This window comes from Paramylibacter kogurei, from assembly GCF_002742285.1.
GTDB classification, from domain to species: domain Bacteria; phylum Pseudomonadota; class Alphaproteobacteria; order Rhodobacterales; family Rhodobacteraceae; genus Amylibacter; species Amylibacter kogurei.
The window spans coordinates 371,782-383,968 of the sequence record NZ_MDGM01000007.1; the positions used below are offsets into that span (position 1 = coordinate 371,782).

Genomic DNA, 12,187 nt, shown 5'->3' on the forward strand with positions numbered 1-12,187 from the left:
ACCCGTTTGGGCGCGATGTTTAAATCCGCGCCTCTGCAAATCGCACCATACGGCGCGATTTTTCATCCCATAGATGTAGGTTTACACAAGAAAAGCTTTCCCACAATGTCAGACGTTTCATTTCCGCCAAAACGGGATGATCTTTAATCACTTCGGACAGGCGATAAAATGGAATACGCGCATATAAATGATGCACATGGTGCACACCGATATTGCCTGTCATCCAACGCAGCGGTCCTGGTAAAACGTAATGCGAGCTGCCGTAAAGGGCGGCGTCATGCACATCCCAATCTTCGGGTTGATCCCAATGGGTTTCTTCGAATTGATGCTGAACGTAAAACAGCCAAATACCCATTGCAGCGGCAAAAAATGTGGACAGACAGAACACAAATGCAAACGCCTTGAACCCCATGAAATAAATCAAAATGGCGGAAACGGCGACGATCCCTGCGTTGGTTCCCATTGCGCTGATCCAATATTTGATCCCATCTTTGAAATAACCAAACGGCAAACGGTTTTCGAAACCAAACACATAGATTGGTCCGATGAAAAACAACGTGATCGGGTGGCGATACAGGCGATACATTATTTTGCCCATTGTCGAACTTGCGCGGTATTCTTCGACCGTCATTGTATGAATGTCGCCGGTTCCGCGTTTTTCCAAATTGCCCGATGCGCCGTGGTGAATTGAATGGCTACGACGCCAAACGTCATAGGGTGTCAGGGTAAACACCCCAATCACGCGTCCAACCCAATCATTAGCAAGCTTGTTTGAAAATAACGATCCATGTCCGCAATCATGTTGCAACATGAACAAACGCACCAAAAACCCGCCCGCGACCAAACACACACCCGCAGTAAGCCATAGGCTATAAAACGTGGTCCACCACGCTAAAACCCAAAGCCCGACAAACGGAGCGAATGTGACGAAAACCTCGAAAATGCTTCGGGTCATGTTGGGTTGACGGTATTTCGCCAAAACCCGCATCCAATCCTTGGCCGACATGTCGCCAGTTTCTGGCAATACTGCCGAATCCATATCTTTCATTGTGACGCCCGTATTATTTTCGTTACGCCACGTCGTTAAACTATCGCGCCCCAACTGCCTAGCGTTTAGTGCACGCCACGCGCCATATCGGGCAAAAAACCTTTCTTTTGCCGCAATTGTACGCAGATTTGCAGGGTTTTCACACTATTGGCGGCGCTGCCAGCTGCGCAATTGAGTATCGACCTTGTCCAAATACGCTTGTTTTTCGCTGGGCGATTGAAACGATGCTTTGAATGAATTTTTCGCAAGGGTTACGATATCTTCGCCCGTTAACCCAACCGCATCCGCAACTTGTTTGTAGTTTTCATTCACATATCCGCCAAAATATGACGGGTCATCGGAATTCACCGTGGCCAACAATCCCGCATTCAATGCCTTTTTAATCGGATGCTCTTTTAAATCAGTAATCCCCTTTAGCCGTAAATTGGACAAAGGGCACATGGTCAGGGGCATTTGTTCCGCCGCCATTCGTGCCACAAGTGCGGGGTTTTCAAATGCGCGATTGCCGTGATCAACACGCGACACTTTCAAATCATCAAGTGCCGTTTCGATATAGGCCGCAGGGCCTTCTTCGCCAGCATGCGCCACGGCCTTGAACCCTTGTGCACGTGCCTTTGCAAATACGCGGCTGAATAATTCAGGGGGGCGGCCCGCCTCGGAACTATCCAAACCCACCGCGTAAATATGTTCCTTGTGCTTGCACGCACAATTCAGCGCACCAAACGCATCTTCTTCATCCAGATGGCGCAGAAAACACATGATCAATTTCGACGTCATATCCATTTCGCGCCCTGCTGTTTCCAGCGCAGATGAAATGCCACCCAGAACAGTTTCAAACGCAACACCGCGTTCCATATGCGCCTGCGGGTCGAAAAAGATTTCAACGTGACGCACACCTTGGCCGTGCACCTTTTCCAAATAGGCCATGGTCAGATCATAAAAATCACGCTCGTTTATCAGCACCGACATGCCCTGATAATAGACATCCAAAAAATCTTGCAGACAATCGAATTCATATGCGGCTTGAACCTCTGCCACTGAATTATACGGCAATTCCACACCATTTCGTTTCGCAAGCGCCAACATCATTTCAGGCTCTAACGTACCCTCGATATGCAAGTGTAATTCTGCCTTTGGCAATACGTCGATCAAGCTGTGAAGCGTCATATATCCATTCCTTTTTCCACACCCAAGGATGCGCCCGTTTGGCACGAAATTCAACCCAATGGTTGACCTTATCTGGCCTAAACCGCTAGGGAAAATTATGTCACATACACTTGATCATGTTTTTGCAGCCCTTGCCGATCCAACGCGGCGCGAAATCCTTGTGATGCTGCTGGAAGATGACATGGCCGTCACTGATGTGGCCGAACCGTTTGATATGTCGCTCGCCGCCATATCAAAACATCTGCAAATCCTGACCCGCGCAGGATTAATTGCCCAAGAAAAACGTGGGCGCGTGAAATGGTGCAAACTGGAGCCACTGGCGATGAAAGACGCCGCGATCTGGATGGAAAGTTTTGGTCAGTTTGAAAATGTGAACCTTGAATTTTTCGAGGCTTATTTGGAACAAACCATCAAATCGGACGCGAGTTAGTTCAAATTGAAACGCCAAAATTAACATCGTGCTAGCGATTTTGCGCTACATCCAGTGAAAATTCACATGGGGTTGCGGCATTTTCAGATTATTCGACATCGGCATTGCAATGCTTGCCATGTGCTGTGCCTTGGCGAAACAGGGCACTGCACAATCGGCATGGAACCCCATTCAAATTCCGTTATCATCGGAATTCAACCCAGTCCACAATTTGTATCGGGGCAGAAATTGCAAAACTATTTTGATATGCCAGCGCCCGATCCGCGCCAATATCGCCCGCACCCATTGAACAAAATTGAATTTGAATTTGCCCGCACCGCATGGCGGTTTTTTGAAAAAAACACTGACCCTGAAACGGGGTTGGTGCCATCGGTGCAAAAATTTCAATCCATGACGATGTGGGATCAGGGCGGGTATTTATTGGCAATTGCATCGGCACATCGATTGGGTGTGATTTCACGCACCGATGCCGAACAACGCATATTCAAGGTTTTGAACAGCCTCACAAAATTGCAATTGTTTCAATCCGCATTGCCCAACAAGGCCTATAATATTCAATCGCTCGCGATGACCGATTATGCCAACAAACCAACGCCAAATGGCATTGGCTATTCGGCCTTGGATATCATGCGTTTGATGTCGGGCTTGATGGTGATTACACAAAATTTTCCCGAATTTTTCCCATTGGCACAAAAAATCGTCGATCGTTGGGATTTAAAACGCCTAACTGCGCATGGGCGGTTTCAAGGCATGGCGATTTTACATCGCAAGCATAAACGCCATGTCCAGGAGGGGCGCATTGGTTATGAACAATATGCGGCGCATACAGGCATGTTACTGGGGCTGCCGGTGCAAAAGGCATATCAATTCGCGCCCATTTTGCGATGGCAACAATATTTCGATATACGCCTGCCCGCCGATGCGCGCACAAAATCCACCCATGGCGTTTCGGCCGTCACAACATCCGAACCGTTTTTATTGGAAGTGTTGGAATATGGCTGGCGCCCAGAAACATTAGATGTGGCATGGGCGGTGTTTCGCGCCCAGATGTTTCGTCATAAACAAACGGGGATTTTAACATCGCTCAGCGAAGATCATATCAAGGGGCCGCCTTATTTTGCCTATAACACCATCCTCACAGACCACGAACCATTTGTAAGTGTCACCGCGCGGCGCAAGGATGTTTCAGATAAACGCGGGTTATCAACCAAGGCCAGTTTTGGTTGGTGGGCAATCACGGATCACCCTTATACGATTGAATTGATCAATGCGGTGCAAGGTTTACAAACACCAAACGGTTGGTATGCAGGATTGTTTGAATCAACCATGCAACCCAATGAAATTTTAACGCTGAATACCAATGCCGTGATATTAGAGGCCCTGCATTACAGAGCGTTCGGGCCTCTTTATCAGCAAAAATAAACGAATTATTCTACGCGGCGCATGGTGCGCGTGACTGGTTTACGCTTTGAATAATCGATGCTGTTCAGATCAATCACCAAACCCGTTTCATCGGCGGTAAAAACGGTTTGCGACATCACAGAATATGAATGATACGGGAAACGTTCCTTGTCATGGCGCAGGGTTTGATACCACAAACCATTTTGATGCCCTGTTTGTACCAACACAGGTATATAGTCATCACCAACCTTGAGCGATGTTTTACATTGCCCCAATTTCATATGGCATTTGCCATTTTGCAACTGCACCAAAACCGGATCACCAAATGACAACGCGTCAACAGGTGTTGATGGAACGGGTGTTTCAGTTGTTGCGAAAAACGCGTTGAACAATGGCTTTGGCTTTTCTTCGCTGATCAAATACAGGTTTGTATTTGTTTCTGCGCGGCGCGGATTATGTGCATAAGTGGTGGATGTAACACCAGGCATCAAACCAGCCGTATCTGGCATGGCGCGCTCTTTTGGTCCAAACATACTACACCCTGTCAATGACACGGCGCTCAACACTGTAATTGTGATAAAACGGTTCATTTTGCCCCCATTTTTCTTGAGCCATAGCCCAAATTAATTGCTCGCACCACGAATTTAGCGGCGTAACAGCATAAATAACGCAACGATAGTTGCAAAAACGCCAATCAATACACCAATATCGGGTGTTGCCTTGGTGATATACAACTCCCACAATATTACCCAGCTTGGGGTTAAATATGTGTAAGCCATAACATTCGCCGATGGCAGTTGCAGCGATGCATATTGCAGCAACATAAATGTCATCGCACTGGCACATACCGCCAGATAAAACAGTCCCCCCCAAAAATATGTTGGCAATGCCGCCCATTGCGTGGACGCCAAATCAGGTGCGCCAATTGCGCCCAAAATAATCGCGGCTGCAACAATCATGCCAAATGTGAAAACAACCGTTGGCTCTCCACGGTTTAATTTGCGCACCAAGGGGGTATATGCGGCATGTGCGATACAGCCGATGAAATAAATCATTTCACCGCGCCCGATATCAAATCGTGCAATGGCCGCCAAGCTACCGCCAAAAATCACCCATAACGCGCCAATGCCACCGATCAGCAATGAAAGCCACATCCAACGCGTGGTGATTTGCCCCAAAAACAAAAAACCAAACCCCGCGCTCATGATCGGGGTTAATGTAAACACTGCTGATGCGGATACAGGTGCAGCGGTTTTCAATCCTTCGAACATCAGCGCGAAATAGATCGCAAACAGCCCCCCCAGCAAGATATAACGCCAAGGTGCCCGCCAATGGATACGCCGAAATCCCACCGTGAAATGCGCCAGCGCGCCCACTAATATGCCAGAAATCACAAACCGCACCGCCATCATCGCCGCGGGTTCCATCAGATGCGCAATTCGTGTGCCAAAGCTAAACGACCCGGCGACCAAAAACGAAAACAAAAGCATCGCCAAATGGCCGCGCGCAAATGGGGAGAAAGTCATTTGTGAAAAATGTCCCTAGAAAATTATTATTTCAATCGCGTCGCTGTATTTAATTCTTCGCCAGATTTTGTACGCCGCCAAATTTTACTGTCCTGCACAACGCCATATTTGTCGAGTGTGAAATATGTTTCCACTTCCAACTCGTCTTCGCCGGCCATTGGCCGAACCACCGTTTCAATGCGGTGCCAAATGCCGCCGTTTTCAGACAAAACCGAAACACGTTTTTCGCGTTTGTTTCCTTTGATGCGGGTGAATTTGCATTCGCCCAGTGTCGATGAACAATCGTGTGGTTCATATCTGACCTTGGTAATCCCAGATACATTCAGCCCTTGAAATCGTTCATCCAGTGCCACGTTAAAGGGCAGTTTTATTTTACCATCTTGCAAAAATTCGGTGGCTTGCATTTGCACCGCCATATTTTGCAAATCTTGCGGGTCGATATCCTCTGGTGGATCAACCAGAATAAAACCTGCGATGCGATGCCCGCCTTCGCGCGGATGATAGGTAAATTCATACAGGCCAGATTCCTCTGGCACGCTGGATTTAAAATCATAGGTCACGTGATATTTGTTGGGCACGCTTTGGCGCGTATCAAATTGCGCGGCCGTGATCCCCGGTTTCAATCCACTTGGCGAAAGCTGCAATTTTCGCGCCTCTGGCGTGGTACACCCCGCCAAAAGCATCAATCCCAATCCAAGTCCAACACATTTTCGCGCCATGAAATATCCAATCCTTTGCTGCCAAAACTACGCAAATCATGACCAAAGAGCCAGTGGTATTTACAACATTACACGCGGTTTTGTTTCCGTTTGCGCAACAGTGATTTTCCCAAGAATTGGTTTAATCCAAACGCGAACAATCATAGCTTTGTCCTAACCTGAAAGGATAATACAATGACCAAAACAATTCTGAATATTAGCGCATCAAGCCGCACCGAAACATCCGTATCACGCCAAATGGCCGATCGTCTGATTGGCAAAATTTCCGCCAATGGCGACACAATCGTGCAACGCGATACAACCAAAGACCTGTCAATCGTCAGCGAAGATTGGATCAACGCCAATTTCACACCTGCGGATGATCGCACAGATGAACAAAAACAAATCTTGGCGCAATCCGATACATTGGTTGGCGAATTGCAAGATGCCGATACCATCGTGATCAGCACGCCGATCTATAACTTTGGCATTCCTGCCGCGCTTAAAACTTGGATCGACCTGATCGCACGTGTTGGCAAAACATTCCAATACACCGAAAACGGGCCAGAGGGTTTGCTCACTGGTAAACGTGCGATCATCTTGGTTGCATCTGGTGGCGTGCCAATCGGTGCACCTGTTGATCATGCAACACCGTTATTGAAAACTGTTCTGGGCTTTGTGGGTATCACTGATGTTCAAATCATCGGCGCAACAGGTCTTGCAATGGATAGCGATGGCGCAATCGCCGCTGCCAACGCAGAAATCGACGCCGCTGCCTAGCGTCGCACATCAGGCCCGCATACCCCTTTGCGGGCCTGATATATTCCCATTTGCACGCCTTGACTCTGTGCAAATTCACCCCTAAACACCCCTCAAATTCAAAGAAGTGCCAATGCTTCTGGTCTTATGGGTCACTCCCAAAGATCGCCACCAGTCAGCGAGTATCGCCCACTGGTGCATTTTGCGTTTGGCCTTTGTGATGTTGAAACGGGGTGCGCCCCACGGCTGAAAGGGCCAGCGAGATGTTCGAGAATTTATCCGACCGCCTATCTGGCGTCTTTGATAAGCTAACAAAACAAGGCGCTTTGTCTGACGAAGATGTCTCTGTTGCCCTGCGCGAGGTGCGCGTTGCACTGCTCGAGGCGGACGTTTCACTGCCCGTTGCACGCGAATTTATTAAGGCCATCCAAGAAAAGGCCACTGGCCAAGCGGTGACAAAATCCGTGACACCGGGCCAACAGGTCGTGAAAATCGTTCACGACGAATTGGTGCATTTTCTGGCGGGCGACGATGCAAATGCGGGCGAATTAAAAATTGATTCCCCACCTGCACCGATTCTGATGGTCGGTTTGCAAGGATCTGGTAAAACCACGACCACCGCCAAATTGGCAAAACGCCTGAAAGAAAAGAACAAGAAAAAGGTTCTGATGGCGTCGCTTGACACCAACCGCCCCGCGGCGATGGAACAATTGGCGATTTTGGGTGGACAAATCGGCGTTGACACCCTGCCAATCATCAAGGGCGAAAACGCGGTCGCAATCGCAAAACGAGCAAAACAACAGGCAACCCTTGGCGGTTACGATGTTTACATGCTCGATACCGCTGGGCGTTTGTCGATAGATGATGAATTGATGGCAGAGGTCGAAGCCGTGCGCGATGTGGCGACACCGCGCGAAACCATGTTGGTGGTTGATGGCCTCACCGGTCAAGACGCCGTGCATACGGCGGAAAATTTTGACGAACGTATCGGTATTTCAGGCGTGGCCCTGACCCGTATGGATGGCGATGGTCGTGGCGGTGCGGCATTGTCCATGCGCTATGTCACAGGCAAACCCATTAAATTCGTCGGTCTTGGCGAAAAAATGGATGCACTGGAAGAATTCCACCCAGAACGTATCGCTGGGCGCATTTTGGGCATGGGCGATATCGTATCGCTGGTGGAAAAGGCCCAAGAAACAATCGAGGCTGAACAAGCCGAACGCATGATGAAACGGTTCAAAAAGGGCCAATTCAACATGAACGATTTGAAAAGCCAGCTTGAACAAATGCAAAAAATGGGCGGCATGGAAGGCGTCATGGGCATGATGCCGGGCATGAAAAAAATGGCTGGCAAAATCGAAGACGCGGGTTTTGACGACAAAATGATCAAACGCCAAATCGCGTTGATCCAATCCATGACCAAAATGGAACGCGCCAATCCCCAAATCATGCAGGCCAGCCGTAAAAAACGCGTGGCCAAGGGTGCGGGCCAAGACGTGTCCGATTTAAACCGTCTTTTGAAAATGCAGCGCCAAATGGGCGACATGATGAAAAAGATGGGTAAAATGGGCAAAGGCGGAATGATGAAACAGGCCATGAACGGCATGTTTGGCAAAGGCCCGCAAGTGCCCGGTGGCATGCCCGATATGGGCGACATCGACGAAAAACAATTGCAAGAAGCAGCGAAAAAAATGGGTGGTGGCTTGCCCGGTTTGGGCGGCGGTCTACAACTGCCCCCCGGCCTGTCTGGATTTGGTAAGAAAAAATGAGCCACGTCATCGAAACCGAACGCCTGATTTTGCGTGCACCCGTGGCCAAAGACTGGGATCAATTCCAGCCATTTGCCATGTCTGACCGTGCCGTTGGCATTGGCGGCCCACATGATCTGGGCAAAGCGTTTCGTACATTCGCCGCTGAAATCGGCCATTGGCAAATCCGTGGTTACGGTATGTTTGCCGTCACTGAACGTGGCAATGACACTGCACTTGGCCTGATCGGGCCATGGTATCCTGCCGATTGGCCGGAAACCGAATTGGCATGGATGGTTTGGGGTCAGTCAGAGGGTAAAGGCATCGCTTATGAGGCCGCCGCCGCAACCCGCGATTTTGCATTTGATGTGTTGGGCTGGGATACGGCTGTTTCATATGTTGGGCATGGCGTTGATCGTTCTGCCGCCTTGGCACGTCGCTTGGGCGCTGAAATTGATACGCTTGCAGCCACACCAAATGGCAAACCGTGTCAGGTTTTCCGCCATCCAAACCCAAAACAGGTGGCGGCATGATGTCCCCCGCTTGTCATACGGATGTCCGCCATGTGTCCGCCATGTGTCCGACACGCATTTTTCGTGTCTGTGGAGGGGTAAAATGACACCTGATCAAAAACGCGCCGCAGAGATTTTGGCAGGTCACCGCGAAAGCATCGACCGCCTTGATGCGATCCTGATTTACACATTGGGTGAACGTTTCAAACACACTCAGGCCGTGGGCAAGCTTAAGGCAGAACATGCCCTGCCCCCGTCCGATCCCGCGCGCGAAGCGCAACAAATCGATCGTTTGACAGATCTGGCAAATCGCGCCGATCTCGACCCGAAATTCGCCAAGGAATTTTTAAATTTCATTATCAGCGAAGTAATACAACACCACAAGAAACACCAAGAATAACAGGGGCTTGCCCCGTTAATAGCTTTTAGGAGAAAACATCATGGCTATGAAAATCAGACTCGCCCGCGGCGGTTCAAAAAAACGTCCTTTCTATCGCGTTGTTGCAGCAGACAGCCGCATGCCACGCGATGGTCGTTACATCGAAAAATTGGGCACATATAACCCATTGTTGCCAAAAGACAGCGAAGAGCGCGTGCAATTGAACATGGAACGCGTGAAATACTGGTTGGGCGAAGGCGCACAACCATCAGACCGCGTACGTCGCTTCCTAGAGGCCGCTGGCGATCTACCAAAAACAGAACGCAACAACCCAAACAAAGCGAAACCAGGCAAAAAAGCCCAAGAACGCCTTGACGAAAAAGCAGCAGCAGCCGAAGCCGCAGCAGAGGCCGCAAAGGCACCTACCGAAGCACCTGCTGAAGAAGCACCAGCAGAAGAATCCGCTGCTGAATAAATTGTTCATTTCGGGGGAATGTCATGCGTGAATTTTCAGCGGCATTTCAAACCGAATTGATGGAATTGTTGAAGTGGCGCCGCGATGTGCGCCACTTCAAAACCGACCCTATCCCCCTTGATTTATTACAAAAATGTTTGAACGCGTTTCAAACATCGCCTTCTGTTGGCCTGTCGGAACCGTGGCGCATTGTGCGCATCACATCCCCTGATTGCCGCGCAAAAGCGTTGGATAATTTCACCATCGCAAATGCCGATGCGCTTCGTGGATACAGCGACGAGCGGGCGCAAACCTATGCCTCGTTAAAACTGTCTGGCATGCGCGATGCGCCCGAACAACTCGCTATATTTTGTGATGAATCCACGCTCAAAGGTGCAGGATTAGGCGCGCAATCCATGCCCGAAATGCGCCGCTATTCTGTGGTTGCCGCGATCATGAATTTTTGGCTGGTCACGCGGGCAAACGGATTGGGGCTTGGCTGGGTTTCGATCCTTGATCCAGATCAGTTGCGCCGCGATTTGGACGTATCCGATGATTGGGCATTGGTTGCATATTTGTGTATCGGCTGGCCCGAATATGAAACGCTGACACCTGAATTGGAAACTGTTGGTTGGGAAACACGTGCACCCGAAATCACATTGATTGAAAAATAAATCACCATTTCATTCAGCCGCCAATCACAGTATGAAAAACCCAAATAGATTTAAAAGGCTATGACGACATGACCGCACAAGACCGTATTTGCATTGGCGCAATCCAAGGCGCGTTTGGCGTGAAAGGCGAAGTGCGCATCAAAAGTTTCTGCGCCGATCCCGCCGCAATTGGTGATTATGGTTTGCTCACGAACGAAGATGCCACCATGAGCTTTGATCTGCGCATCGTAGGGCCAATAAAAAATGGGTTTTCAGCACGGATCAAAGGCGTGCAATACAAAGATCAGGCCGATGCGTTGAACGGCACCACATTGTGGATCGCACGTGATGCATTACCTAATTTACCCGACGATGAATATTACCATTCGGATCTGATCGGGTTGGATGTGTTTGATACGGGCGGTGAAAAAATCGGGCGCGTGATTAGTGTGCATGATCATGGCGCCGGCGATATTTTGGAAATCAGCACCCCCAAAACAAAATCGAATGTGGCGCTTTTGCCGTTCACAAAGGCGGCCGTGCCGACCATTGATTTAGCAACCAAACGCATCATCGCCGACCCTCCCGAAGGCGTGTTTTAATTCATGGCCGATAAACCTAGCAAATCCCATGGCCGCCTTGCGGTGCGCCCAACGTTGAAACCGACCGAGCTGATGACAGAGCGCCCCGATCTTGCGGGGGCTTGGAAAGTGAAAATCGTAACCTTGTTCCCCGAAACTTTCCCAGGTGTTTTGGGCAGCTCGCTTACCGGCAAGGCATTGCAAGATGGTTTGTGGCAATTGGAAACGATTGAATTGCGCGGCTTTGGCATTGGCAAACACAAAGATGTGGATGCCAAACCGGCGGGCGGTGGTGCGGGTTTGGTTTTAAAACCCGATGTTGTTGGCCCCGCAATGGAACAGGCCCGTCGCGGAACACCCGTTAATCCCAAAGCTTGGCCAGTGATTTACATGTCGCCGCGCGGCAAACCATTCACCCAAGAAATGGCGCAAAATTTTGCCAAGGCCGAAGGCATGACCGTGTTGTGCGGGCGGTTTGAGGGTGTCGATGAACGCGTATTGGAAGAATACAATATCCAAGAAGTTTCCATCGGTGATTTCGTCCTCACGGGCGGTGAAATTGCAGCGCAGGCCATGATCGATGCCACCGTGCGTTTGTTGCCTAATGTGTTGGGCAACGCGGATTCCACAGTTGAAGAAAGCTTTTCAAACGGTTTGTTGGAACATCCGCAATATACCAAACCCACCGAATGGAAGGGGCGCAAAATCCCCGAAGTGCTGCAATCTGGTCATCATGGCAAGGTTGACGCATGGCGGCGCGAACAATCAGAAAAAATCACAAAAGAACGCCGCCCCGATTTATGGGCCGCACATTTGGACAAAGAGGATTAG

Annotated in this window: 15 protein-coding genes; 10 read left to right on the top strand and 5 right to left on the bottom strand. The window is 49.6% G+C overall.

Going from position 1 to position 12,187, the window contains the following annotated elements; all coding sequences use genetic code 11:
• Positions 1-19: 19 nt before the first annotated feature.
• Both BFP76_RS03910 and BFP76_RS03915 read right to left on the bottom strand, forming a co-directional pair.
• Entirely contained in the window at positions 20-1,048 is a 1,029-nt protein-coding gene (locus BFP76_RS03910) for a fatty acid desaturase (protein WP_240513973.1), read from the bottom strand.
• A 144-nt stretch (positions 1,049-1,192) separates the two neighbouring features.
• Entirely contained in the window at positions 1,193-2,215 is a 1,023-nt protein-coding gene (locus BFP76_RS03915; RefSeq protein WP_099591848.1) for an adenosine deaminase, read from the bottom strand.
• A 97-nt stretch (positions 2,216-2,312) separates the two neighbouring features.
• Here BFP76_RS03915 and BFP76_RS03920 point away from each other — a divergent pair, with 97 nt between their 5' ends.
• Both BFP76_RS03920 and BFP76_RS03925 read left to right on the top strand, forming a co-directional pair.
• Positions 2,313-2,645 carry an ArsR/SmtB family transcription factor gene (locus BFP76_RS03920; RefSeq protein ID WP_099591849.1) on the top strand — a complete coding sequence of 111 codons (333 nt, stop codon included), beginning with the start codon at positions 2,313-2,315 and terminating at the stop codon, positions 2,643-2,645.
• A 159-nt stretch (positions 2,646-2,804) separates the two neighbouring features.
• Positions 2,805-4,067: a DUF3131 domain-containing protein gene (locus tag BFP76_RS03925; RefSeq protein ID WP_165775658.1), complete on the top strand. Its 1,263-nt coding sequence runs from the start codon at positions 2,805-2,807 to the stop codon at positions 4,065-4,067.
• 5 nt (positions 4,068-4,072) lie between these two features.
• Here the strand turns inward: BFP76_RS03925 and BFP76_RS03930 are convergent, their stop codons facing one another.
• The 3 genes from BFP76_RS03930 to BFP76_RS03940 all read right to left on the bottom strand — a co-directional run bounded on the left by BFP76_RS03930 (position 4,073) and on the right by BFP76_RS03940 (position 6,291).
• On the bottom strand, positions 4,073-4,579 hold the full coding sequence (locus BFP76_RS03930) for a hypothetical protein (protein WP_133117384.1): 507 nt from the start codon (positions 4,577-4,579) through the stop codon (positions 4,073-4,075).
• A gap of 111 nt (positions 4,580-4,690) precedes the next feature.
• Positions 4,691-5,572, bottom strand: coding sequence for a DMT family transporter (locus BFP76_RS03935; RefSeq protein WP_099591852.1), 882 nt, complete (start codon positions 5,570-5,572; stop codon positions 4,691-4,693).
• Between the two features lie 26 nt (positions 5,573-5,598).
• A complete protein-coding gene (locus BFP76_RS03940) occupies positions 5,599-6,291 on the bottom strand; it encodes a hypothetical protein (RefSeq protein WP_099591853.1) in 693 nt (230 codons plus the stop codon).
• 174 nt (positions 6,292-6,465) lie between these two features.
• Here BFP76_RS03940 and BFP76_RS03945 point away from each other — a divergent pair, with 174 nt between their 5' ends.
• From BFP76_RS03945 to trmD, 8 genes are all read left to right on the top strand, one after another.
• The gene (locus BFP76_RS03945) at positions 6,466-7,050 is read left to right on the top strand and encodes an FMN-dependent NADH-azoreductase (protein ID WP_099591854.1); all 585 of its coding nucleotides are present in this window, start codon (positions 6,466-6,468) and stop codon (positions 7,048-7,050) included.
• A 242-nt stretch (positions 7,051-7,292) separates the two neighbouring features.
• Complete coding sequence (gene ffh, locus BFP76_RS03950) at positions 7,293-8,798, top strand: signal recognition particle protein (protein ID WP_099591855.1); 1,506 nt, start codon at positions 7,293-7,295, stop codon at positions 8,796-8,798.
• Positions 8,795-9,310, top strand: coding sequence for a GNAT family N-acetyltransferase (locus BFP76_RS03955; protein ID WP_099591856.1), 516 nt, complete (start codon positions 8,795-8,797; stop codon positions 9,308-9,310). The genes ffh and BFP76_RS03955 overlap by 4 nt, the downstream gene beginning before the upstream one ends.
• A gap of 82 nt (positions 9,311-9,392) precedes the next feature.
• On the top strand, positions 9,393-9,689 hold the full coding sequence (locus tag BFP76_RS03960; RefSeq protein ID WP_099591857.1) for a chorismate mutase: 297 nt from the start codon (positions 9,393-9,395) through the stop codon (positions 9,687-9,689).
• A gap of 40 nt (positions 9,690-9,729) precedes the next feature.
• Entirely contained in the window at positions 9,730-10,143 is a 414-nt protein-coding gene (gene rpsP, locus BFP76_RS03965) for a 30S ribosomal protein S16 (protein ID WP_099591858.1), read from the top strand.
• 23 nt (positions 10,144-10,166) lie between these two features.
• Complete coding sequence (gene bluB, locus BFP76_RS03970; RefSeq protein ID WP_099591859.1) at positions 10,167-10,796, top strand: 5,6-dimethylbenzimidazole synthase; 630 nt, start codon at positions 10,167-10,169, stop codon at positions 10,794-10,796.
• A gap of 68 nt (positions 10,797-10,864) precedes the next feature.
• Positions 10,865-11,377 carry a ribosome maturation factor RimM gene (rimM, locus tag BFP76_RS03975; RefSeq protein WP_099591860.1) on the top strand — a complete coding sequence of 171 codons (513 nt, stop codon included), beginning with the start codon at positions 10,865-10,867 and terminating at the stop codon, positions 11,375-11,377.
• 3 nt (positions 11,378-11,380) lie between these two features.
• On the top strand, positions 11,381-12,187 hold the full coding sequence (trmD, locus tag BFP76_RS03980) for a tRNA (guanosine(37)-N1)-methyltransferase TrmD (RefSeq protein ID WP_099591861.1): 807 nt from the start codon (positions 11,381-11,383) through the stop codon (positions 12,185-12,187).

Excerpts from the sequence above, each read along its gene's own strand:
- bluB (WP_099591859.1), top strand. The coding sequence starts at position 10,167 with ATGCGTGAATTTTCAGCGGCATTTCAAACCGAATTGATGGAATTGTTG.
- BFP76_RS03910 (WP_240513973.1), bottom strand. The coding sequence starts at position 1,048 with ATGAAAGATATGGATTCGGCAGTATTGCCAGAAACTGGCGACATGTCG.
- BFP76_RS03920 (WP_099591849.1), top strand. The coding sequence starts at position 2,313 with ATGTCACATACACTTGATCATGTTTTTGCAGCCCTTGCCGATCCAACG.
- BFP76_RS03955 (WP_099591856.1), top strand. The coding sequence starts at position 8,795 with ATGAGCCACGTCATCGAAACCGAACGCCTGATTTTGCGTGCACCCGTG.
- ffh (WP_099591855.1), top strand. The coding sequence starts at position 7,293 with ATGTTCGAGAATTTATCCGACCGCCTATCTGGCGTCTTTGATAAGCTA.
- BFP76_RS03935 (WP_099591852.1), bottom strand. The coding sequence starts at position 5,572 with ATGACTTTCTCCCCATTTGCGCGCGGCCATTTGGCGATGCTTTTGTTT.
- BFP76_RS03925 (WP_165775658.1), top strand. The coding sequence starts at position 2,805 with ATGGAACCCCATTCAAATTCCGTTATCATCGGAATTCAACCCAGTCCA.
- BFP76_RS03930 (WP_133117384.1), bottom strand. The coding sequence starts at position 4,579 with ATGTTTGGACCAAAAGAGCGCGCCATGCCAGATACGGCTGGTTTGATG.
- BFP76_RS03960 (WP_099591857.1), top strand. The coding sequence starts at position 9,393 with ATGACACCTGATCAAAAACGCGCCGCAGAGATTTTGGCAGGTCACCGC.
- BFP76_RS03945 (WP_099591854.1), top strand. The coding sequence starts at position 6,466 with ATGACCAAAACAATTCTGAATATTAGCGCATCAAGCCGCACCGAAACA.
- BFP76_RS03940 (WP_099591853.1), bottom strand. The coding sequence starts at position 6,291 with ATGGCGCGAAAATGTGTTGGACTTGGATTGGGATTGATGCTTTTGGCG.
- trmD (WP_099591861.1), top strand. The coding sequence starts at position 11,381 with ATGGCCGATAAACCTAGCAAATCCCATGGCCGCCTTGCGGTGCGCCCA.
- rpsP (WP_099591858.1), top strand. The coding sequence starts at position 9,730 with ATGGCTATGAAAATCAGACTCGCCCGCGGCGGTTCAAAAAAACGTCCT.
- rimM (WP_099591860.1), top strand. The coding sequence starts at position 10,865 with ATGACCGCACAAGACCGTATTTGCATTGGCGCAATCCAAGGCGCGTTT.
- BFP76_RS03915 (WP_099591848.1), bottom strand. The coding sequence starts at position 2,215 with ATGACGCTTCACAGCTTGATCGACGTATTGCCAAAGGCAGAATTACAC.